This window comes from Pseudomonas sp. FW305-3-2-15-C-LB1 (assembly GCF_058787615.1).
The window spans coordinates 33,714-55,028 of sequence record NZ_JBYSZX010000020.1 but is presented as its reverse complement, the minus strand read 5'-3'; the positions used below and the strand labels follow the sequence as shown (position 1 = coordinate 55,028).

Annotated in this window: 18 protein-coding genes; 7 read left to right on the top strand and 11 right to left on the bottom strand. The window is 60.8% G+C overall.

From position 1 onward, the window contains the following. Positions 1 to 12: 12 nt before the first annotated feature. From AC3WP7_RS26725 to AC3WP7_RS26680, 10 genes are all read right to left on the bottom strand, one after another. A complete protein-coding gene (locus AC3WP7_RS26725) occupies positions 13 to 1,971 on the bottom strand; it encodes an acetoacetate--CoA ligase (protein ID WP_102592763.1) in 1,959 nt (652 codons plus the stop codon). Positions 1,972 to 2,131: 160 nt separating this feature from the next. Beyond that, positions 2,132 to 2,905: a 3-hydroxybutyrate dehydrogenase gene (locus AC3WP7_RS26720; protein WP_093530028.1), complete on the bottom strand. Its 774-nt coding sequence runs from the start codon at positions 2,903 to 2,905 to the stop codon at positions 2,132 to 2,134. Positions 2,906 to 2,912: 7 nt separating this feature from the next. Beyond that, the gene (locus tag AC3WP7_RS26715; protein WP_092244328.1) at positions 2,913 to 4,304 is read right to left on the bottom strand and encodes a GntP family permease; all 1,392 of its coding nucleotides are present in this window, start codon (positions 4,302 to 4,304) and stop codon (positions 2,913 to 2,915) included. Between the two features lie 295 nt (positions 4,305 to 4,599). Then, a complete protein-coding gene (locus AC3WP7_RS26710) occupies positions 4,600 to 5,994 on the bottom strand; it encodes a sigma-54 interaction domain-containing protein (protein ID WP_071487998.1) in 1,395 nt (464 codons plus the stop codon). Then, positions 5,991 to 7,565 carry an ABC transporter ATP-binding protein gene (locus tag AC3WP7_RS26705; RefSeq protein WP_092244322.1) on the bottom strand — a complete coding sequence of 525 codons (1,575 nt, stop codon included), beginning with the start codon at positions 7,563 to 7,565 and terminating at the stop codon, positions 5,991 to 5,993. The genes AC3WP7_RS26710 and AC3WP7_RS26705 overlap by 4 nt, the downstream gene beginning before the upstream one ends. Before the next feature lie 10 nt (positions 7,566 to 7,575). Continuing rightward, positions 7,576 to 8,598: an ABC transporter permease gene (locus AC3WP7_RS26700; protein ID WP_071487996.1), complete on the bottom strand. Its 1,023-nt coding sequence runs from the start codon at positions 8,596 to 8,598 to the stop codon at positions 7,576 to 7,578. Further along, positions 8,598 to 9,659 carry a microcin C ABC transporter permease YejB gene (locus AC3WP7_RS26695; RefSeq protein ID WP_102592764.1) on the bottom strand — a complete coding sequence of 354 codons (1,062 nt, stop codon included), beginning with the start codon at positions 9,657 to 9,659 and terminating at the stop codon, positions 8,598 to 8,600. Before AC3WP7_RS26695 ends, AC3WP7_RS26700 begins: the two co-directional genes overlap by 1 nt. Next, on the bottom strand, positions 9,659 to 11,518 hold the full coding sequence (locus AC3WP7_RS26690; protein ID WP_102592765.1) for an extracellular solute-binding protein: 1,860 nt from the start codon (positions 11,516 to 11,518) through the stop codon (positions 9,659 to 9,661). The genes AC3WP7_RS26695 and AC3WP7_RS26690 overlap by 1 nt, the downstream gene beginning before the upstream one ends. A 130-nt stretch (positions 11,519 to 11,648) precedes the next feature. After that, positions 11,649 to 11,930: a peptidylprolyl isomerase gene (locus AC3WP7_RS26685; protein WP_003174386.1), complete on the bottom strand. Its 282-nt coding sequence runs from the start codon at positions 11,928 to 11,930 to the stop codon at positions 11,649 to 11,651. Between the two features lie 157 nt (positions 11,931 to 12,087). Then, the gene (locus AC3WP7_RS26680) at positions 12,088 to 12,582 is read right to left on the bottom strand and encodes a DUF1543 domain-containing protein (RefSeq protein WP_071487993.1); all 495 of its coding nucleotides are present in this window, start codon (positions 12,580 to 12,582) and stop codon (positions 12,088 to 12,090) included. Between the two features lie 106 nt (positions 12,583 to 12,688). On the opposite strand from AC3WP7_RS26680, the gene AC3WP7_RS26675 reads away from it, so the two are divergent. After that, complete coding sequence (locus AC3WP7_RS26675; protein ID WP_102592766.1) at positions 12,689 to 13,510, top strand: aldo/keto reductase; 822 nt, start codon at positions 12,689 to 12,691, stop codon at positions 13,508 to 13,510. Between the two features lie 52 nt (positions 13,511 to 13,562). Here AC3WP7_RS26675 and AC3WP7_RS26670 read toward each other — a convergent pair whose 3' ends face one another. Continuing rightward, on the bottom strand, positions 13,563 to 14,078 hold the full coding sequence (locus AC3WP7_RS26670; RefSeq protein WP_025858362.1) for an Hcp family type VI secretion system effector: 516 nt from the start codon (positions 14,076 to 14,078) through the stop codon (positions 13,563 to 13,565). Between the two features lie 476 nt (positions 14,079 to 14,554). On the opposite strand from AC3WP7_RS26670, the gene tssA reads away from it, so the two are divergent. Genes tssA through tssG form a run of 6 tightly spaced genes read left to right on the top strand, consistent with a single transcriptional unit; the run spans position 14,555 to position 21,315 of the window. Then, entirely contained in the window at positions 14,555 to 16,108 is a 1,554-nt protein-coding gene (tssA, locus tag AC3WP7_RS26665; protein ID WP_102592767.1) for a type VI secretion system protein TssA, read from the top strand. Between the two features lie 32 nt (positions 16,109 to 16,140). After that, positions 16,141 to 16,638, top strand: a complete 498-nt coding sequence (gene tssB / locus AC3WP7_RS26660) for a type VI secretion system contractile sheath small subunit (protein WP_092244306.1) — start codon at positions 16,141 to 16,143, stop codon at positions 16,636 to 16,638. Between the two features lie 28 nt (positions 16,639 to 16,666). After that, complete coding sequence (gene tssC / locus AC3WP7_RS26655) at positions 16,667 to 18,142, top strand: type VI secretion system contractile sheath large subunit (RefSeq protein WP_092244303.1); 1,476 nt, start codon at positions 16,667 to 16,669, stop codon at positions 18,140 to 18,142. Further along, positions 18,139 to 18,567 (top strand): type VI secretion system baseplate subunit TssE, encoded by a 429-nt coding sequence (gene tssE / locus AC3WP7_RS26650; RefSeq protein WP_219731823.1) that lies wholly within the window; start codon positions 18,139 to 18,141, stop codon positions 18,565 to 18,567. The genes tssC and tssE overlap by 4 nt, the downstream gene beginning before the upstream one ends. Beyond that, positions 18,557 to 20,344 (top strand): type VI secretion system baseplate subunit TssF, encoded by a 1,788-nt coding sequence (gene tssF / locus AC3WP7_RS26645; RefSeq protein ID WP_102592768.1) that lies wholly within the window; start codon positions 18,557 to 18,559, stop codon positions 20,342 to 20,344. The genes tssE and tssF overlap by 11 nt, the downstream gene beginning before the upstream one ends. Further along, positions 20,308 to 21,315 carry a type VI secretion system baseplate subunit TssG gene (gene tssG, locus AC3WP7_RS26640; protein WP_102592769.1) on the top strand — a complete coding sequence of 336 codons (1,008 nt, stop codon included), beginning with the start codon at positions 20,308 to 20,310 and terminating at the stop codon, positions 21,313 to 21,315. The genes tssF and tssG overlap by 37 nt, the downstream gene beginning before the upstream one ends.

Here is a 21,315-nt window from a genome sequence, read left to right as displayed (position 1 = left end):
CGCTGAAACCTTTCATCCTTGCGCCAGTTCCGGGCGATCGCGGAACTGATCAAGCGCCTGCGGGTTGGCCAGGGCGTCGGTGTTCTTCACCGGCTCGCCGTGCACCACATTACGCACTGCCAATTCGACGATCTTGCCGCTGATGGTGCGGGGGATATCGGTGACAGCGAGGATCTTGGCCGGCACATGGCGCGGTGTGGTGTTGGTGCGGATCACCTGGCGGATCTGCTGTTCCAGGGCCTCGTCCAGTTCGATACCGTCATTGAGGCGCACGAACAGCACCACGCGCACGTCGTCCTGCCAGCGTTGGCCGATGGCCAGGCTTTCCAGCACCTGGGGGATTTTTTCCACCTGGCGATAGATCTCTGCGGTGCCGATCCGCACGCCGCCCGGGTTAAGTACCGCGTCGGAACGTCCGTGGATCAGCAGGCTGCCGTTGGGGCGCTGTTCGGCGTAGTCCCCTTGGGCCCAGACGCCGGGAAACTGGCTGAAATACGAAGCGAGCAGTTTCTTGCGCTCCGGATCCTTCCATAGCCCGATGGGCATGGCCGGGAAATGCCGGGTGCACACCAGCTCGCCTTTTTCACCGACCAGCGGCCGGCCCTGGTCGTCCCACACTTCGATGGCCATCGCCAGGCTCTTGCACTGCATTTCACCGTGCCGCACCGGCAGCACCGGGTTGCCGATCACAAAGCAGGAGACGATATCGGTGCCGCCGGACATGGACGACAGGCACAGCTCGGCCTTGATTTCGCGGTACACGTAGTCATAGCTCTGCGGCGACAGCGGCGAGCCGGTCGAGATCAGCGCTTTGAGGCTGCCCAGGTCATGGCTGAGGCGCGGTTGCAGGCCGGCTTTTTCCAGGGTGGCGAGAAACTTGGGGCTGGTGCCGAACACGCTGATGTGTTCCGCATCGATCAGGTCGATCAAACGCTCGGGGCCGGGGTGAAATGGTGAGCCGTCATACAGCACCGCCGTGGCGCCGATGGCCAGCACCGACACCAGCCAGTTCCACATCATCCAGCCGCAGGTGGTGTAGTAGAACAGGCAGTCCTCGCGGGACAGGTCGGCATGCAGGCCGTGTTCCTTGAGGTGGGTGAGCAATACGCCGCCGGTGCCATGGATGATGCACTTGGGCACGCCGGTGGTGCCGCTGGAGTAGAGGATGTACAGCGGATGGTCGAACGGCACCGCGACGAAGTCAGGCTCGCCGCCGGGTTGGTAGAAGTCTTGCCACAGCGCGACGCGTGCCTGGGTCTGATAGTCCTCGATCCGCGCCTGGGGCTTTGCGTAAGGCACGATGATCAACTGCTCCAGGGACGGCAGGCGCGCGAGGATTTCATTGAGCTTGGCGGTCTGGTCGATATCCTTGCCGGCATAGCGGTAGCCGGCGCAGGTGATCAGTACCTTGGGCTCGATCTGGCCAAAACGGTCGATCACGCCCTGGGTGCCGAAGTCCGGCGACGAGCAGGACCAGATCGCCCCCAGGCTGGTGGTGGCGAGCATGCCCACCAGGGTTTGCCAGGTGTTAGGCATACACGCCGCGACGCGGTCACCCTGGGTCACGCCGGCAGCGCGCAGGCTGCGTTGCAGGCCGGCGACGTGGGCGGCCAGTTCGGCGTAGGTCAGTTGTTCGCGTTGGCCGTCTTCTGCGACAGCCACGACGGCGGTGTGAGCGTCACGTCGGCGCAGCAGGTGTTCGGCAAAATTCAGCGTCGCACCGGGAAACCAACGGGCGCTGGGCATCTCGGCGTCTTCGATCAGCACCGCGGTGGGCGGGCTGCGAAATTGCACGTCGAAATAGTCCACGATCGCCCGCCAGAAATCCGCGCGCTGGTCGATGCTCCACTGGTGCAGCGCCGGGTAGTCGCCAAGCTGCAGGCTGTAGCGCTGGTTGATGTAGCGCCGGAACTGGTCCATGCGCGTGTTGGCGATGCGTTCCGGGGAGGGTTGCCAGAGGATGTCGGACATAGGCACGTCTCTTTTTATGTATTCATTCATCCAGACAATACAGTTCAAATGTGGGAGGGAGCTTGCCCCCGATGAGGGAGTGCCAGTTGATACATGGGGTGACTGACCCACCGCTATCGGGGGCAAGCCCCCTCCCTCATTTGAACGCCAGTGTCCGCTGTTACTGGGCCAGCCAGCCGCCGTCGATATTCCACGCCGCACCGCGCACCTGGGCACCGGCTTCGCTGCACAAAAACAGCACCAGTTCACCCAACTGCGGCGGTGTCACAAACTCCAGCGACGGTTGCTTCTCCGCCAACAGGTCGTGCTGCGCCTGCTGCGGGTCGATACCACTGGCGGCGCGATCATCGATCTGCTTCTGCACCAGTGGCGTCAGCACCCAGCCGGGGCAGATGGCGTTGCAGGTGACATTGCTGGTGGCGGTCTCCAGGCCAACCACCTTGGTCAACCCGATCACGCCATGCTTGGCCGCCACATACGCGGCCTTGCCCACCGACCCGACCAGGCCATGCACCGAGGCAATATTGACAATACGCCCCCAGCCCTTGGCCTTCATCCCCGGCAGGCTCAAACGTGTGCTGTGGAACACCGAGGACAGGTTGATCGCGATGATCGAGTCCCAGCGTTCGGCCGGGAAGTCTTCCACCGCAGCCACATGCTGGATGCCGGCGTTGTTGACCAGGATGTCGACGCCGCCGAATTCACGCTCGGCGTAGGCGATCATGTCGGCGATCTGCGCCGGGTCGCTGACGTCGGCCGGATGATGGCCGACCTTACCGCCGAACACCCGCACCTGGGCGATCACCGCGCTGGCGTCACCGAAGCCATTGAGGATCAGGTTGGCGCCGGCCTTGGCCAGGCTCAAGGCGATGCCCAGGCCGATGCCGCTGGTGGAGCCGGTGACCAGGGCGGTCTTGCCGTTCAATGTCGTCATGGAAACCTCACACAATGCCGGTGGCGTAGAAAGTACCGATCACCACGAACACCGCGAGGGTCTTGATGAGCGTGATGCCGAAAATGTCCTTGTAGGCTTCGCGGTGGGTCAGGCCGGTGACCGCCAGCAGCGTGATCACCGCGCCGTTGTGGGGCAGGGTGTCCATGCCGCCGCTGGCCATGGCCGCGACGCGGTGCAGCACTTCAAGGGGGATATTGGCCGCATGGGCCGCCGAAATAAAGCTCTCGGACATCGCCGCCAGGGCGATGCTCATGCCGCCCGACGCGGAACCGGTGATACCGGCCAGCAGGGTCACGGTGATCGCTTCATTGACCAGCGGGTTGGGAATGCCCTTGAGCCAGTCGGCCAGCACCAGGAAGCCCGGCAGCGACGCGATCACCGCGCCAAAGCCATATTCAGAGGCGGTGTTCATCGCCGCCAGCAGCGCACCGCTGACCGCGCTTTTGCTGCCTTCGGCCAGCTTGCTCTTGATCGCCGAGAAGCCGAACACCAGCACCACGATGATCCCTACCAGCAACGCCGCCTGTACCGCCCAGATCGCGGTGAGCTTGGCGATTTCGGTGGTCACCGGCGCACTCATGCCGGGCAGGCTGAGGCTGTGGGTCTTGCCGTACCACTGCGGGATCCAGTGGGTGAACAACAGGTTCATCACGCCGACCAGGATCAGTGGCGACAGCGCGATCCAGGGATTGGGCAGGGTCAGGTTCTCGGCGGTTTCCGGCTCGTTGCGCAGCTCCGTGCCATAGCCTTCACCGGCACGCTGCGCCTTGTTGCGCTGGCGTGCCAGGTAGAGCATGCCGGCGCAGAACACGAAGATCGTACCGATCAAACCCAGCCACGGCGCGGCCCAGGCGGTGGTGTTGAAGAAGGTGCTGGGGATGATGTTCTGGATCTGCGGGGTGCCGGGCAGAGCGTCCATGGTGAACGAAAACGCACCGAGGGCGATGGTGGCCGGGATCAGGCGCTTGGGAATATTGCTTTGGCGGAACATCTCCGCTGCAAACGGATACACCGCAAACACCACCACGAACAGCGATACGCCGCCGTAGGTGAGCAGGGCGCAGACCAGCACGATCACCAGCATCGCCTGGCGCGTGCCGAGCAAACGAATGGCTGCCGCCACAATCGAGCGCGAGAAGCCCGACAGCTCGATCAGCTTGCCGAACACTGCACCGAGCAGGAACACCGGGAAATACAGCTTGATAAAGCCGACCATCTTCTCCATGAACACGCCGGTAAAGGCAGGGGCGACGGCGGACGGGTCGGTGAGCAGGACAGCGCCGAGGGCGGCGATGGGGGCAAACAGGATAACGCTATAGCCACGGTAGGCCGCCAGCATCAGCAGCGCCAGGGCTGCCAGGGCAATGATCACACTCATGGTGTGTCTCCATCGGATTGTTATTGTTGTGGGGTGTTGCTTTAGGAAAGGGCTATAGCGAGATGTGTGCCATGTTCTTAACTTGTTGAAATTAAACAGTAATTTTCTTTTTTTGACTTGCTTCTTTGAATGTGGTCTCTAACTTGAGACAAGTGACAAACAAGTGTGGGAGGGGGCTTGCCCCCGATGGCAGTGTGTCAGCCAACTAATAGCCAACTGAAGCACCGCCATCGGGGGCAAGCCCCCTCCCACATTAGCTAGTCTCTGTATTGAAATTTGTGTCTCTTTTTGGAGATCAGTTGATACCCAACGCCACCATCTTCTTGTACAGCGTCGACCGCCCAAGCCCTAACCGCTTGGCCGCTTCCACCACATTTCCCTCGCACGCGCTCAATGCCGCCGCGATGATCTGCCGATCAAACCGCTCCCGCGCCGCACTGAAGCTTTCGCCCTCGACCGTCGCGACGGCACTGCCACGCTCCACGGGGGTAAAGGTGCCAATCGCCGCCCGAATCTCCCCGGCATTCAACACCAGGTCATCACTGAGCAACGCCGCCCGCTCCAGCACATTGCGCAACTCACGGATGTTCCCCGGCCACGCATGCTGCGCCAGCAGTGCCAGGGCCTCGCGGTCCAGTTCATGCTGGCTGCGCAGTTCCTCCAGAATCGCCTCGCTCAACGCCGGAATATCCTCCAGCCGCTCACGCAACGGCGGCACCTGGATCGGCAGCACATTCAGCCGGTAATACAAATCCGCGCGGAACTCGCCGCGCTTGATCGCCGCCTCCAGGTCCATGGAGGTGGCGGCGATCACCCGCACATCGCTGTGCAGCATCTCGTTGGAACCCACCGGCTCGAATTCCTTTTCCTGCAACACGCGCAGCAGTTTGCTTTGCAAGGGCAGGGGCATGTCACCGATTTCGTCGAGGAACAGCGTGCCGCCCTGGGCGATCTGGAACTTGCCGGGGCGGCCCTTGCGGTCAGCGCCGGTAAACGCTCCCGGTGCGGTGCCGAAGAACTCGGCTTCCAGCAGGTCAGCGGGAATCGCCGCGCTGTTGATGCTGACAAAGGCCTTGTGCGCACGGCTGGACGCGCCATGAATCGCCTGGGCCAGCAGCTCCTTGCCGGTACCGGTTTCACCCAGCAGCAGCACGGGCGATTCGGCGCTGGCACTGCGCCGCGCCCGGCGTTTCACTTCGAGGCTGGCGGCGCTGGTGCCGATAAAATGCGCGAAGTTGTATTTGCTCTGCCGCGAGCGCAGCAAGGAGCGCGTCGACGCCAGTTCTTGCTGCATGCTCAGGTAGCGCTCAATCAGTGGCGACAGGTTGCGCAGTTCATCAAACAAGGCAAAGCCGATCGCACCGATCACCGCACCGGCGTCGTTGTGGATCGGCAAGCGCATCACCACCAACGGGCCCTTGGGCGTGTCCTGGATGTCCAGCAATATGGGCTGGTCATTGCGTACCACCTGGCGCAGCAGGCTATTGGAGATCACCTGCTCGCACGGCTGGCCGATGGCCTCGTCGGCGCTCTTGAGGCCAAAGCGCTTGGCGTAGCGCTCGTTCATCCACACGATATTGGCGTCGCGGTCGACAATCACCGTGCCTTCGCTGGACTGCTCGATGATCTCGAACAGCGACTGGATAGCCAGGCCGCGAACCTGTTGGTAATCCGTGAGGCTGGTACTCATGACGACAGCCCGCACGCCGCCGCCAGCAGCTCTTGGGTGTAAGGATGCTGCGGTGCATCAAACACCTGGTGGCTCGCGCCGGCCTCCACCACCTTGCCATCCTTGATCACGATCATGTCATGGGCCATGGCACGCACCACGGCCAGGTCGTGGCTGATAAACAGGTAGGTCAGGCCGTATTTCTCCTGCAACTCACGCAGTAGCGCCACCACTTGTTTCTGCACGGTCCGGTCGAGGGCCGAGGTCGGTTCGTCGAGCAACATCAGCGCCGGCTTGAGCACCAGGGCGCGGGCGATGGCGATGCGTTGGCGCTGACCACCGGAGAACTCATGGGGGTAGCGGTGGCGGCTGGCGGGATCGAGGCCCACGTCCTTGAGCACCTGCACCACCTGTGCATCGCGGTCGGCCAGGCTGCACGGTGCGTGAACCTCCAGGCCTTCGCTGATGATCTGCTCCACGGTCATGCGCGGGCTGAGGCTGCCGTAGGGGTCCTGGAACACCACCTGCATCTGCTTGCGCCATGGGCGCATCTGCTTATGGTTCAGCGGGTCGAGGGCTTCACCCTGGAAGCGGATGCTGCCCGTGGAATCAAGAAGCCGCAAAATCGCCTGGCCCAGGGTGGACTTGCCCGAGCCGGACTCGCCGACAATCCCCAGGGTCTTGCCGCGCTGCACGCTCAGGCTGATGCCATCCACCGCCCGCAAGTAAGTCTTGCGCCGGAACAAACCACCGCCGAGGGGGAATTGCACGGTCAGGTCATCCACCTGCAATACCGTCTCGCGCTCGTCACTGCACAGGGCATTACCGGCCGGTTCAGCATCCAGCAGCAGGCGGCTGTAGGGGTGCTGCGGCGCGCTGAACAGTGTCTGGCAGTCGGCCTGCTCGACGATCTCGCCGGCACGCATCACACACACGCGCTGGGCAATGCTGCGCACCAGGTTGAGGTCGTGGCTGATCAGCAGCAGGGACATGCCCAGGCGTTGTTGCAGTGACTTGAGCAGCAGCAGGATCTTGCGCTGTACCGTCACGTCCAGGGCGGTGGTGGGTTCGTCGGCGATCAGCAGTTCCGGTTCGCAGGCCAGGGCCATGGCGATCATCACCCGTTGGCGCTGACCACCGGAGAGCTGGTGCGGATAGGCCTTGAGGCGTTCCTGGGGCTTCTGGATGCCCACCAGTTCGAGCAATTCGAGGATGCGCGCCTGCGCCGCCTTGCCGCCCAGGCCCTTGTGCAGCAGCAGGGTTTCGCCGATCTGCTTTTCGATGCTGTGCAAGGGGTTGAGCGAGGTCATCGGCTCCTGGAAGATCATGGCAATGCGGTTGCCACGTAGCTTCTGCAAGGTGGCGGCTGAAGCGCCGACCAGTTCCTGGCCACGGTACTTGATGGAACCGGTGGTTTGAGTACCGGCCTCGGGCAGCAGTTGCAGGATCGAGTGGGCCGTCACCGACTTGCCCGAGCCCGACTCGCCCACCAGTGCCAAACACTCGCCGGGGCGTACGTCCAGGCACAGGTTGCGCACCACGGTCTGGCCACTGAACGCGACGCTGAGGTCGCGGATTTCGATCAGGTTCATAGGCAGTCACTCATGAGCGTGGGTCGAAGGCATCACGCAATGCCTCGCCGATAAAGACCAGCAGCGACAGGATCAGCGCCAAGGTGAAAAACGCTGTCAGGCCCAGCCAGGGCGCTTGCAGGTTCTGCTTGCCCTGGGCGATCAGCTCACCCAGGGACGCGCTGCCTGCCGGCATGCCGAAACCGAGGAAGTCCAGCGCGCTCAGCGTCGAAATCGCACCGGTCAGGATAAACGGCAGGTAACTCAAGGTCGCCGTCATGGCGTTGGGCAGGATATGCCGACGGATGATTTTGCCATCGCCCAGGCCCAGCGCCCGTGCGGCCTTGACGTATTCCAGGTTGCGCCCGCGCAGGAACTCGGCGCGCACCACGTCCACCAGGGCCAGCCAGGAAAACAGCGCCATGATCCCCAGCAGCCACCAGAAGTTCGGCTCCACAAAGCCCGACAGGATGATCAGCAGGTACAGCACCGGCAATCCGGACCACACCTCCAGCACGCGCTGGCCGATCAGGTCCACCCAACCGCCGTAATAGCCCTGCAATGCGCCGGCGGCAATGCCGATGGCTGCGCTGATCGCGGTGAGCGCCAGCGCAAACAGGATCGAGACCCGGGCGCCAAAGATCACCCGCGCCAGCACATCCCGCGACTGGTCATCGGTGCCCAGCCAGTTCACCGTCGAAGGCGGGCTGGGGGCAGGGCGGGTCAGCTCGTAGTTGGGCGTGTCGTCGCTGAACGGAATCGGCGGGAACAGCATCCAGCCGCCGTCCTGCTCGATCAGCTTTTGCACGTAGTCACTGCGATAGTCAGCCTGGAACGGCAACTGGCCGCCGAACTGTTGCTCGGTGTAGCGCTTGAACACCGGAAAATACAGCTCGTTCTTGAAACTCAGCACCAAGGGTTTGTCATTGGCGATCAACTCGCCGCCCAGGGTCAGGATAAACAGGCCGATAAACAGCCACAGCGACCACCAGCCGCGGCGGTTTTTCTTGAAACGCTCGAAACGCCGACGGGCCACGGGAGACAGGTTAAGCATCAAGCGTTCCTCGCGGCGAAGTCGATACGCGGGTCCACCATGGTGTAGCAGAGGTCACCGATGAGTTTTATCAAGAGGCCGAACAAGGTGAAGATGAACAGCGAACCGAATACCACAGGGTAGTCCCGGGACACAGCCGCCTCGTAGCTCATGCGGCCCAGGCCGTCGAGGGAGAAGATCACCTCGATCAGCAGCGAACCGGCAAAGAACACGGCAATAAAGGCCTGGGGAATTCCGGAGATCACCAGCAACATCGCATTGCGGAACACATGCCCGTAGAGCACGCGTCGTTCGCTCAAACCCTTGGCGCGGGCGGTCACCACGTACTGGCGCGTGATTTCATTGAGGAACGAGTTCTTGGTGAGGATGGTCAGCGTGGCAAACCCGCCGATCACCAGCGAGGTGACCGGCAATACCAGATGCCAGAAGTAATCGGCGACCTTGCCCACGGTGCTCAGCTCTTCGAAGTTTTCCGACACCAGACCGCGCACCGGGAACCAGTTCAACGATGTGCCACCGGCAAACACTACGATCAGGAACATCGCGAACAGGAATGCCGGCATCGCATAGCCGACGACAATCGCGGTGCTGCTCCACACGTCGAAGCTACTGCCGTGGCGCACCGCCTTGCGAATCCCCAGGGGAATCGACACCAGGTAGGTGATCAACGTGGCCCACAGGCCGAGGGAGATGGTCACGGGCATTTTTTCCAGGATCAGCTCGATCACCGTCTTGCCGCGAAAGAAGCTGTTGCCGAAGTCCAACTGGGCATAGCTCTTGAGCATCAGCCACAGGCGTTCCGGCGCGGGTTTGTCGAAGCCATACTGTTTCTCGATGTCAGCGATCAGCTTCGGGTCCAGGCCACGGCTGGCGCGGGAGCCGCTGCTGATGCCTTCGCCGGAGGAACCGCCGACGCCGCCGCCGCCGATCCCTTGCAGATGGGCGATGGCTTGTTCCACCGGGCCGCCGGGAGCGGCCTGCACGATCACGAAATTCACCAGCAGGATGATCACCAGCGTCGGGATGATCAGCAGCAGGCGCCGCACGATATAGGCAAACATCAGCGCGCACCTCCGCGTTTTTTCAGCTCAGCGTTCATTTGCTCATTCGTCAGCGGCGTGGGGCTGATTTCCCACCAGGTTTCCAGGGCTTCGTCGTTCTTTGCCTCGATGGCCGGGCGGCCGAAACGGTTCCACCATGCAGCGGACGTGCCGGGCGGGTAGTAATTGGGGATCCACAGGTAATTCCATTGCAGCACCCGGTCCAGCGCGTGGGCGTAGGTGAGCATCTGCGCCTGGGTGTCGGCCTTGACCAGGCCCTTGATCAGGCTGTCGACGGCGGGGTCCTTGAGTACGGCGTAGTTGTTGGCGCCTGGATCGTAGGCGGCGGCCGAGCCGAAATAGTTGTACAGCTCCATGCCCGGTGACGTGGTGACGGGGAAACCAATGACGATCATGTCGTAATCCCTGGCCATGATGCGATTCACATATTGCGAGGAGTCGATACGGCGGATATTGAGGGTAATACCGATCTGCGCGAGGTTACGTTTGTACGGTAACAACAGACGTTCGAGGCCGTTCTGAGTGTTAAGGAACGTGAATTCCAGCGGCTCGCCTTCGGCGTTTACCAATTTGTCACCCTCTGGCTTCCAGCCTGCTTCTTCCAACAGGCCCAGGGCTTGCAACTGCTTGTCGCGGATCATGCCGCTACCATCGGTGACCGGTGCCTTGAACACCTGGCTGAACACCTCGTCGGGGACCTGGCCACGCAAGGGTTCAAGAATCGCCAGCTCTTCTTTTGTTGGCGGCTGGCTGGCGGCCAGCGGGCTGTTGGAGAAGTAACTCTGCTGGCGGATGTACATATTGCGCATCATCTGCCGGTTGGCCCATTCAAAATCCCACATCATCGCCAGGGCCTGGCGCACGCGGCGGTCCTTGAATATCGGTTTTTGCACGTTGAACACATAACCCTGGGCCGGTTGCGGCATTTCCTTGGCCAGGTGCGCACGTTGCAGGCGCCCGTCATCCAAGGCCGGGCCGTTGTAGCCGATGGAATACCCGGTGGCGGAAAACTCACGGTTGAAATCGTAGGCACCGCCGCGCAATACCTGGCGGGCCACTTCGGTGTCGCCGAAATACTCCAGGCTCAGGTGATCGAAGTTGTACAGGCCACGGCTGACAGGCAAGTCCTTGCCCCACCAGTTCGGATCACGGGTGAAGGTGATGGTACTGCCGGAATCGATCTTGCTGACTTTGTACGGACCGCTGCCCAGTGGGGCTTCATAGCCACCGCCGTTGGCAAAGTCGCGGGTCTTCCACCAGTGCTCGGGGAAGACGGGCAGGGTAGCGATGTCCAGGGGCAGGGTACGGTTTTCATTGCTGGAGAAGTCGAAACGCACCTGGCGCTCGCCTTCGACTTCGACGTGCTTGACGTCGGCGAACAGGGTGCGAAAGCGCAGGCTGCCCTGGGTCATCAGCAGGTCGAAGCTGTAGCGCACGTCTTCGGCGGTGATCGGCTTGCCATCGGCAAAGCGCGCCTTGGGGTTGAGGAAAAAGCGTAGCGACAGGCCGTCGTCGGCGCGCTCCATTTTTTCGGCGACCAGGCCGTAGACCGTGTAGGGCTCGTCCAGGGAACGCTGGGCCAGGGGCGCGTAGAGCCAGCCGTCGACCTGGGACACGCCGATGCCTTTGTCGATATATGGCAATACATGGTCGAAGCGTCCGATCTCGATGGCCGAGCGGCGCAGGCTGCCACCCTTGGGGGCGTCAGGGTTGGCGTAGTCGAAATGGGTAAAGCCGGCGGGGTACTTGGCCGGTTCGCCATACACCGTCAGGTACGGTTGAGGCGCCGCGATTACGGCAGTGCTGGTCAGCAGCAGTGCCAGGGACGAGCTCAAGAAGTAAGAAAAAGCCAATCGCATTGTCAGCCTTGAACGCCGTATGAAGAAGGAAAGGGATTTGTACGCTAACGGCATCAGCGTCGCCAGTCATCACATGCACAACGGCCCACCAAAAGGCGGGCCGTTGTTTATTGCATCAGCACAGACGGGATCAGTCCTGGCGGCTGGTGACTTCGAGCAGGTGATAGCCGAACTGGGTCTTCACCGGACCTTGCACGGTGTTGACCGGGGCGCTGAACACGACGGTGTCGAATTCCTTGACCATCTGGCCTGGACCGAACGAACCCAGGTCACCACCTTGGCGGCTGGATGGGCAGCTGGAGTTGGCTTTGGCGACTTCTGCGAAATCGGCGCCGCCTTCGATTTGGGCCTTGAGTTCGTTGCACTTGTCTTCAGTGGAAACGAGGATGTGACGGGCGGTGGCTTTGGCCATGGGAAGTAACTCCTTGAATAAAAAAGGTGAGCCTACCGGATTCAGGCGGTTATTTCCTGGCAAAGTTCCACTCGATTAACCGAGTGGCTCAGGTACAGGCCATGGCGCCGCTACGGGGAGCCATTCGATGAGTTGCGCATGCACTGTCAGGTAGGGTTCAGGTCAGGACGATGTAGTCGTTCTGCTGGATAACCGGTCGGTGCGGTCCCTGCACCAGGTGGATGTAACGACCGTCCACCAGGTCGATGGGCAGGCAGTCGTCGATGTCCAGTACCCCATCGGTGTGGGCCTGGGACCAGTGACGCAGCATCTGTTGCTTGCCCTTGTTCGTGGCCTCCTGCTTATTGCGGGCGGCCACCAGGAGGTAGTGGTGGGCCTCGCCAAAGCTGTTGGCTTCGTAACCGCCCAGGTTGATGAAGTACAGGTGATGTGCGCCGGCGGCAGGGGCCAGGGGGCTGAGTTCGACTTTCCAGCCGTCGACGCCATCCACCGCCATCCACGAGTCGATATGCATGCCCTTGGGGCTGCCGAACCAGTCGGCACGCAGTTGCGGGTAGGCTGCTTCCAGCGTGTCCGCCACGGCAAACACCACATCGTGAACTTCAATTTTCGCCCGCGGGTGCTTACCCCCGAGCATGACGACAAACAGCATTGCAGAGACTTCCTGGCGACTTGGCAGAGGCTAACCATACTTCGATTGAACCCTTTTGTCCGACCAATGCCACACTGTTAATCCGCGAACTCATCAGGAGGTTGTCATGCGTACCATTGATCTGGCGGGCGTTCCCGTCCCTGTCATCGGCCAGGGCACCTGGCGCATGGGCGAAAATCCCGACCAGCACCGCGCCGAAGTGGCGGCGTTGCAACTGGGCATCGACGAGGGCATGACCCTCATCGATACCGCCGAAATGTACGGGGAGGGCGGTGCTGAAACGGTCGTCGGCGAGGCCATTCGTGGCCGCCGTGACCAGGTGTTCCTGGTGAGCAAAGTCTACCCGCACAACGCCAGCCACAAGGGCGTGCCCCGTGCCTGTGAGGCCAGCCTACAGCGCCTGGGCACCGACTACATTGATCTGTATCTGCTGCACTGGCGCGGCCAGTACCCGCTGGAAGAAACGGTCGAAGCCTTCGAACGCCTGCGCGAAGCCGGCAAGATCGGACGCTGGGGCGTTTCCAACTTCGACGTGGCCGACCTGCAGGAACTTGCCTCCCCGGCCTGCGCCACCAACCAGGTGTTGTACAACATTGAAGAACGCGGCATCGAATTCGACCTCCTGCCCTGGTGGCAACAGCACCACTTGCCCTTGATGGCGTACTGCCCGATCGCCCAGGGCGGCGAACTGTTGTCCAGCCCCACCCTCAAGCAGATCGCCCGCCGCCACGAGGTCACACCCGCCCAGGTTTCCCTGGCCTGGGTGTTGCGCCAGGACGGTGTGATCGCCATCCCCAAGGCCGTTACACCCGAGCACGTGCGACTCAACGCAGCTGCAGCCAAGCTGGTGTTGGATGAGCACGACCTGGACGCGATCGATCGGGTATTCGGCGCGCCGAAACGCAAGCATCCTTTGGCGATGGTGTAGTTGCCGTACAGGCATGGCGCCTTCCCTGGCGCCGTGCCTGTGTCAAGCCGGTTTAACCTGCAACCGGGCTGCGCCAGTCATCCGACCCCGAAGTACCGGACACTTCGTGGGTCCACACGATCTTGCGATAGGTGAAATACACATCTTCCAGGTGAGTGAAGTGGGCGTTGTCGGGGTCCTGGCAGTTGGGCATGCGTGACTGGATATCCACGATGGTCGCCCCCTCCAGTTCGATGGTGAAGTAATGCTCCTGGGTGCCGGCCGACGAAGTGCGCAGCCACTCCAGCCGGCACTTGACCTCTTCGCCGCTGGTCAATGCACTGAAGAGCAAGGGCGAGGACTTATCGAACACTTTGCTGATCATCAGGGGTTTATGGACGCGCTGACCTGTTGGCTGGCCTGACTGTGGGTCGCGGGGAATGATCACCTGATGAGAAAAAGCCTGGACCAGGATCTGGTCTTCATGGCCTTCCTGGTAAATGTTACCTACCGAGTCCTGGGTAAACGTGCCTGCCGTGATCAAACCTTGTTTTACACCGGTAATGGAGAGATACGCGGGTGTTGGCATGACGGGGTTCCTTGTCTGATTGATGAGGTAGTTCCAGCCGATAAGTTTTTTCGGCTGGGCAAATACCTATAACAAGAAGCGTGCCTGAAAGTGCAGGCGCCAATGAAATCAGGGTGATGCTGTTGTATAAGGTCGAATATCCAGCGCGATAGGCTGCTACTGGGCTTAATTGCGCGTATTCGATTGCGCATGGGTGCGCATTTAGTTGCTCATATTGAAATGTTGATAAATGCTGAAGTTTGACGATTAGCTGAGTGGCTATGCAGTGTTAGGTGCGCAAAATCTTGCGCGCACCCTGTGGCAACTGGCTTTGTAGGAAAAGGACTAAGTGCGGTTCCATCGCTTGCTGAATGTTTTGGGCATGACTAAGGTTCGAAGACGTCGCAAGTTTTTTGCGAAATCAAGATGGCTGGTAGACACGCGATACTTGTGTGGCTAGTTGTTGTTGTTTGAATGTTTAGTTGGTGTGGTGGCAAATGCCTTATTCGGATGGTCGGTATGATTATTACCTTGAACTTGCGCGAGCACCCTGTACGCAAACAAGTTTTGCGGGCAGCGATATGCGCTTTTCGAGTGAATATGAAGTGCTGGAGTCCGAGCTGGTCAAGGCACAATCGATTCATGCCGGCAGCCAGCCCGACTGGCACAAGGTGCTGGAAACCAGCGAGAACCTGCTGCGCCATCAGTCCAAGGATCTGCGGGTGGCTGTGTGGTTGACCTGGGCATTGCACCAGCGTGAATCCTACCCGGGGCTGCTGGCGGGGCTCGGGTTGTTGCGCTACCTCTGTGAGCATCAGTGGTCGGTGCTCTACCCGGAAAAACCGCGCACCCGCGGTGCTGCATTCGGATGGCTGGTGTTGCGCCTCGAGCCGCTGTTCACGCAGGGCCTGGCGCTCCAGAACCAGCAGCCTTTGTTCCGCGCTTTGCTGGAGCACCTGGTGCATCTGGATGAGCTTTGGGCCGAGCACCTCGGGGATGATGCGCCGCTGCTGTTGCCGGTTCGCAGGCAATTGGCGCAGCGATTGGAGCGGGCAGTGCAGGACGATACCCCGGTGGCGGGATTGAGCGGAGTTATCGAGCAAGTCAAGCAGGCCTCCAGCCAATTGCGCAAGTCCGAAGCGGCGGTGGAGAGCGAAAAGGACGCCCACAAGGTGCTCCGTGCCTTGCAGGAGCAGGCCCGCCCGCTCTGTGCCTGGTGGCTGCGCCAGAACGCCACCGACCTGCGCGCGTTGCGTTTGAGTCGGACACTGGCATGGCTGGCACTTGCCAGCTACCCGAATGCCAATAACGAGCAGGTGACCGCGTTGCGCGGGCCAGCTCCCGACAAGCTCAAACGTTATCAGGAGCGCTTTGCACAAGGCCATCACGCAGACCTGGTGCTTGAGCTTGAGGCCAGTCTTGCCGGGGCGATGTTCTGGTTCGATGGTCTGCGCATGCTCTGGGAATGCCTGGAGGTCCTGCAGGCCGACCTGGCCATGACCGAGCTGGAAGTGACCTTCGCGCTGTTGCTGCAACGCTTGCCGGACCTGCCGGAGTTTCGCTTTCACGACGGCGCACCCTTTGCCGACGCAGCCACTCGCGACTGGATCTCCCAGCAGGTTGTCCGTCACCTGCACCGGTCCGAATTACCCGCAGCAGTGATCGATACGAACGCCGAGCCCTGGGCGACCGCGTTGCAGGCGTTGACACCGCGGCTGCGTCAGGACGGACTCAAGTCTGCCATTCGAGAACTCAAGCAAGGCATGCAGGCCGCGCGCAGTGATCGCGCACGTTTTCATTGGCGGCTCGCCCAAGCGCGTCTGTGCATACAGGCGGGCAAGCATGAGCTGGCGAAGATCCAGCTCGAACAGCTTGACCATGAACTGCAACGCATGGGCCTGGAGCGCTGGGAGCCGGAGCTGGCCCTGGAAGTGACGCAGCTCCTGCACCGCTGTTGCGACCTGCTGCCACAAAACCATGCCGTGCGCGAACGCAAGGAAGACACCCATCGCAGGCTGTGCCTCTTCGATCTGGAAGCGGTACTTGAATAGGCTTTCGAGCCACTTGAAAAAGGAGAGACACCATGGCCAAAGAAGGTTCGGTAGCCCCCAAGGAACGTATCAACATCACGTTCAAACCCGCCATCGGCGGGGCGCAGGAAGAAGTCGAGCTGCCATTGAAACTGTTGGTACTGGGCGATTTCACCCAGCGTGAGGATGTGCGCAAGCTTGAAGATCGCAAGCCCATCGCAATCGACAAGAACACCCTGGATGACGTGTTGGCCAAGCAGGCATTGAGCTTGACGTTGAGCGTGCCCAACCGTTTGCAGGAGGAGGCGGGCGTCGACGAGTTGGCCATTCAGGTACGCATCAACGGCATGAAGGATTTCAACCCTGCGAACCTGGTGGAGCAGGTACCCGAGTTGCACAAGCTGATGGCCCTACGTGAGGCACTTGTGGCGTTGAAGGGGCCATTGGGCAACACCCCGAGCTTTCGCAAGGCTATCGAGCAAGCCCTGGCCGATGACGAGTCCCGCGCACGGGTACTGGCGGAACTAGGGCTGGACAGCCCCGACGCCTGACATTTTCCAGTAAAAGGACACTGACCCCATGACGACACAACCGCATTCGCTGCCGGCACAACTTGCTGATCAGTACAGCATCCTCGATAACATCGTTGCCCAGACATTGTTGAGCGCCGACGACGACGCCTATGACATTGCCAAGCGCGGTGTATCGGCGTTCATCGAAGAGTTGATCAAGCCCCAGAACCGTGGCGAGCCCGTCAAGAAACGCCTCGTCGACCGGATGATCGCCGAGATCGACACCAAGCTCAGCCTGCAGATGGACGAGATACTGCACCATCCCGACTTCCAGGCGCTGGAAGCGTCCTGGAAGGGGTTGCAACTGCTGGTCGATCGCACCAACTTTCGCGAGAACATCAAGATCGAACTGCTGAACGTCTCCCGGCAAGACCTGCTGGAAGATTTTGAAGACTCGCCGGAAGTGACCCAGTCCGGTTTGTACAAGCACATCTACAGTGCGGAATACGGGCAGTTTGGTGGTCAGCCGGTGGGCGCGATTATCGCCAACTACTTCCTATCCCCCAGCGCCCCTGATGTAAAACTGATGCAGTACGCCGCCAGTGTAGCCTGCATGGCCCATGCGCCATTTATCGCAGCCGCCGGGCCGGCGTTCTTCGGCTTGGAAAGTTTCACCGGTTTACCCGACCTCAAGGACCTGAAGGATCACTTCGAAGGCCCGCAATTTGCCAAGTGGCAAAGCTTTCGCCAAAGCGAAGATGCGCGCTACATCGGCTTGACCGTGCCGCGATTCCTGCTGCGCACGCCCTATGATCCGCTTGAGTGTCCAGTCAAGACCTTTGCCTACCAGGAAAACGTGGTCAACAGCCACGAGCACTACCTGTGGGGCAACACGTCCTACGCCTTCGCCACGCGCCTGACTGACAGTTTCGCGCGGTTCCGCTGGTGCCCGAACATCATTGGCCCGCAAAGCGGTGGAGCGGTGGAAGACTTGCCGTTGCATCACTTCCAGAGCATGGGGGAAATCGAAACCAAGATCCCCACCGAAGTACTGGTGTCCGACCGTCGTGAATACGAACTGGCGCAAGAAGGCTTCATCGCCTTGACGATGCGCAAGGGCAGTGACAACGCGGCGTTTTTTTCCGCCAGCTCGGTGCAAAAGCCGAAACACTTCGGGCTCAGCCCCGAGGGCAAGGAAGCCGAGCTGAATTACCGCCTGGGCACCCAGTTGCCATACATGATGGTGGTCAATCGCCTGGCCCATTACCTCAAGGTCCTTCAGCGTGAGCAATTGGGTTCATGGAAGGAGCGCACCGACCTGGAGCTGGAACTCAATAAATGGATTCGCCAGTACGTCGCCGACCAGGAAAACCCCAGCGCTGAAGTCCGTGGGCGACGTCCCTTGCGGGCGGCACGCATCGTCGTCAGTGATGTCGAGGGTGAGCCCGGCTGGTACCGCGTCAACCTGAGTGTGCGACCGCATTTCAAGTACATGGGCGCTGATTTCACGCTATCCCTCGTCGGCAAGCTCGACAAAGAATGAGCAGGGACCAGGAAGTGCGCGGTTATCGAAGCCTGTTCGAGCGCCTCGAGCGCCTCGAGCGTCCGGCGGCAACCTCCGCCAGTAGCGTGACATCTGTCGCGAACCACCTGGGGAAAATGCTCAGTATCCGTGCCGGCAGCGTTCAGACATTGCCGGACTACGGTATGCCCGACCTCAATGATATGAATCAGAGCCTGCATGAATCACTGAGTCAGTCACGTCTGTTGATCGAGCGCTTTATCCGAGCGTACGAGCCGCGCTTGAAGCAGGTAAAAGTGATGATGTTGCCACGGGGTCATGACCCACTGGCGCTTGCGTTCGCTATCGAAGCCACCCTAGTGGTCAAGGGTGTCGCTCAACCGGTGGTGTTTACCGCGCGGCTCTCTGATTCCGGCCGGGTAGAGGTCATGCCTGATGACCTTTAACCGTTACTACCAGAGCGAACTCAGTGCACTGCGACAGCTCGGTCGACGCTTCTCCGAGCGCAATCCGGCGCTTGCTCCCTTTCTTGCGGAGGCGGGTCAGGACCCGGACGTAGAGCGGTTACTGGAAGGCTTTGCGTTTCTCACCGGGCGCTTGCGCCAGAAACTGGATGACGAGCTTCCAGAGCTGACGCATTCGCTGATGCAGTTGCTCTGGCCCAACTACATGCGTCCATTGCCGGCGTTCAGCATGCTGCAGTTTGATCCGCTGAAACACTCAGGCCCTGGTGTGTGGGTCGCGCGCGATACACCGGTTGAAAGTGTCGCAGTCAATGACGAACGATGCCGCTTTCGTACCTGCTACGCCACTCAGGTTCTACCGTTGCAACTGAGTGCGTTGGACTACAGCGCCCAGGCTGAGCGGGGCAGTTTGAGCCTGCGCCTGGAGATGAGTGCAGAAGGCAACTTCAGTGAGTGGAACTTCGATCAGCTACGTCTGCATCTGGCGGGAGATCGCTACATCAGCCAGGCGTTGTACCTGAGTCTGTTGCGTCATCTGGAGGGTATCGAGTTGCTGCCTTTCGGTCGGGATGGCTTGCCGGTCAGTGGGGAGGATGGGCAGGCGATATCGCTGCTTCTGGACGCCGATCAGGTTCAGCCGGTGGGGTTCAGCGAGGAGCAGGCACTGATTCCGTATCCGCCGAATACTTTTGGCGGCTATCGCCATCTGCAGGAGTACTTTGCCTTTCCCGACAAGTACCTGTTTGTCGATGTGGGAGGGTTGGGGGTACTGCACCGATTACCTGGCGAACTGCTCAAGCAGGTGTGCGGCGTAGTGTTGCGCTTCCGATTGGGCAGGCCATGGCGAGAACCCGGGCAGCCCACCCTGGATAACGTGAAGCTGTACTGCACCCCCATCGTCAACCTGTTCAAGCATGACGCGGTACCCATCCGCCTGGACGGAAAACAGGACGAATACCTGCTGATCCCTGGTGAGTACTCACGTGGTAACGCCAGTGTATTTTCCGTAGACAGCGTCACGGGTTGGCACCCCGGAGGGCTGGGGTATCAGGCCTACGTGCCCTTTGAATCCTTCGAGCATGAGGGGGATACCGCGCGTTCCCAGGGACCGGCGAGTTACAGCATTCGCCAGCGGCCATCGGCGCAGCACACCGGGCTGGATACCTGGCTCGGGTTGGGCAGCGGTCTGGAGCTGGATCAGCAGACACTGTCGATCGAGCTGACGTGCACCAATCACAACCTGCCTCGACAGTTGCAGATCGGCGACATCAACCAGCCTTGCGAGCAGACGCCGCAAGGGCTGTCGTTTCGGAATATCTGCGCACCGACAGCCAGTTTTATTCCGCCTCTGGACCGGGACTTTCTCTGGCGGCTGATCAGCAACATGTCGCTCAACTACCTGTCGCTGACCGACATCCATGCCTTGAAAGTGATCCTCGAAACCTACGATTTGCCGCGCTACCACGATCGCCAGGCGCAGAAGGTCAGCGAGCGGCGATTGGGCGCGATGCGCTCGGTCAGCCACACAGCAGTCGACCAATTGTTCCACGGCTTGCCGATTCGAGGGTTACGCATTGACTTGACCATCGATCCCCAGGGCTTCCTGGGGGAGGGCGAGGTGTTTGTGTTCGCCTCGGTGCTCAACGAATTCTTCGCGCTGTACGCCAGCCTCAACGCTTACCACGAACTTAGAGTCATCAGCACACAAGGAGACGTGTACCTATGGTCACCACGGATGGGCCAGCAGCCCCCGCTTTGACACAACTGACCCGGGTCATCCGTGAGTACTCGCTGTTTCAGGCGGTCCTGCGGGTCATCAAGCGTCTGCGCGATGCCCATCCGTTGCTGGATGACGACACGCTGTACGACTTGCTTGAGTTCCAGGCCAACCCGGGCCTGGGTTTTCCCGGTCACGATATCGACCGGGTGGCGTTTTTTATCGAGCACGGCCAGTTGCGTGCGCGTTTGCGTCTTAACGTACTGGGCCTGTGTGGTGCGGGTTCGCCATTGCCAGCGTTTTACGCTGAGCAGGCGTGCGTCGATGAATTGGGTGGCAACGCAACCCGGGATTTCCTCGACGTGTTCCATCACCGTCTGCAACGGCTGATGCTGCCGATCTGGCGCAAATATCGCTATCGGGCGTGTTTCCAGGCAGGCGCCCGTGATGCCTTCTCCGAGCAGATGTTTGCGTTGATCGGGTTAAGAGGGCCGCAGGTCCGCAGCGCCACGCAACTGAACGGCAAGCGACTGTTGCCCTACCTGGGGTTGCTCAGCCTGCGGGTGCATTCTGCGGCCTTGATCGAGACGGTGCTGCGTTACTACTTCAAACACCGCCGTTTGTTCGTCGAGCAATGGGTCCTGCGCAGCGTGGTCATCGCCGAATCACAGCGAAATCGGCTTGGCGCCGCCAACAGCACCCTTGGCCATGACCACGTGCTGGGCAGCCAGGTGGCTGATCGCAATGGCAAGTTCAGGGTGCATCTGCAGGGGGTGGGGTGGGACCGATTCCATGGTTTTTTGCCGACCGGCGCGGACTACCCGCTGCTGTGTTCGTTGGTGCGCCTGACGGCGCGGGACCCTTTGGACTATGACGTGCGTCTGGTCATGGCCAAGGAAGAGATCCGGCCGCTGCACATCGGCGAACACAATGTCTGCCGCCTCGGCTGGACCAGTTGGCTGGCGCATGAGTGCGCCGACGGTGTGGTCATTGTGCCAGGCAACGCTTATTAG

What these genes read in the sequence shown, in the direction of transcription:
- AC3WP7_RS26725 (WP_102592763.1), bottom strand. Translation starts at nt 1,971, where the DNA reads ATGTCCGACATCCTCTGGCAACCCTCCCCGGAACGCATCGCCAACACG.
- AC3WP7_RS26720 (WP_093530028.1), bottom strand. Translation starts at nt 2,905, where the DNA reads ATGACGACATTGAACGGCAAGACCGCCCTGGTCACCGGCTCCACCAGC.
- AC3WP7_RS26715 (WP_092244328.1), bottom strand. Translation starts at nt 4,304, where the DNA reads ATGAGTGTGATCATTGCCCTGGCAGCCCTGGCGCTGCTGATGCTGGCG.
- AC3WP7_RS26710 (WP_071487998.1), bottom strand. Translation starts at nt 5,994, where the DNA reads ATGAGTACCAGCCTCACGGATTACCAACAGGTTCGCGGCCTGGCTATC.
- AC3WP7_RS26705 (WP_092244322.1), bottom strand. Translation starts at nt 7,565, where the DNA reads ATGAACCTGATCGAAATCCGCGACCTCAGCGTCGCGTTCAGTGGCCAG.
- AC3WP7_RS26700 (WP_071487996.1), bottom strand. Translation starts at nt 8,598, where the DNA reads ATGCTTAACCTGTCTCCCGTGGCCCGTCGGCGTTTCGAGCGTTTCAAG.
- AC3WP7_RS26695 (WP_102592764.1), bottom strand. Translation starts at nt 9,659, where the DNA reads ATGTTTGCCTATATCGTGCGGCGCCTGCTGCTGATCATCCCGACGCTG.
- AC3WP7_RS26690 (WP_102592765.1), bottom strand. Translation starts at nt 11,518, where the DNA reads ATGCGATTGGCTTTTTCTTACTTCTTGAGCTCGTCCCTGGCACTGCTG.
- AC3WP7_RS26685 (WP_003174386.1), bottom strand. Translation starts at nt 11,930, where the DNA reads ATGGCCAAAGCCACCGCCCGTCACATCCTCGTTTCCACTGAAGACAAG.
- AC3WP7_RS26680 (WP_071487993.1), bottom strand. Translation starts at nt 12,582, where the DNA reads ATGCTGTTTGTCGTCATGCTCGGGGGTAAGCACCCGCGGGCGAAAATT.
- AC3WP7_RS26675 (WP_102592766.1), top strand. Translation starts at nt 12,689, where the DNA reads ATGCGTACCATTGATCTGGCGGGCGTTCCCGTCCCTGTCATCGGCCAG.
- AC3WP7_RS26670 (WP_025858362.1), bottom strand. Translation starts at nt 14,078, where the DNA reads ATGCCAACACCCGCGTATCTCTCCATTACCGGTGTAAAACAAGGTTTG.
- tssA (WP_102592767.1), top strand. Translation starts at nt 14,555, where the DNA reads ATGCCTTATTCGGATGGTCGGTATGATTATTACCTTGAACTTGCGCGA.
- tssB (WP_092244306.1), top strand. Translation starts at nt 16,141, where the DNA reads ATGGCCAAAGAAGGTTCGGTAGCCCCCAAGGAACGTATCAACATCACG.
- tssC (WP_092244303.1), top strand. Translation starts at nt 16,667, where the DNA reads ATGACGACACAACCGCATTCGCTGCCGGCACAACTTGCTGATCAGTAC.
- tssE (WP_219731823.1), top strand. Translation starts at nt 18,139, where the DNA reads ATGAGCAGGGACCAGGAAGTGCGCGGTTATCGAAGCCTGTTCGAGCGC.
- tssF (WP_102592768.1), top strand. Translation starts at nt 18,557, where the DNA reads ATGACCTTTAACCGTTACTACCAGAGCGAACTCAGTGCACTGCGACAG.
- tssG (WP_102592769.1), top strand. Translation starts at nt 20,308, where the DNA reads ATGGTCACCACGGATGGGCCAGCAGCCCCCGCTTTGACACAACTGACC.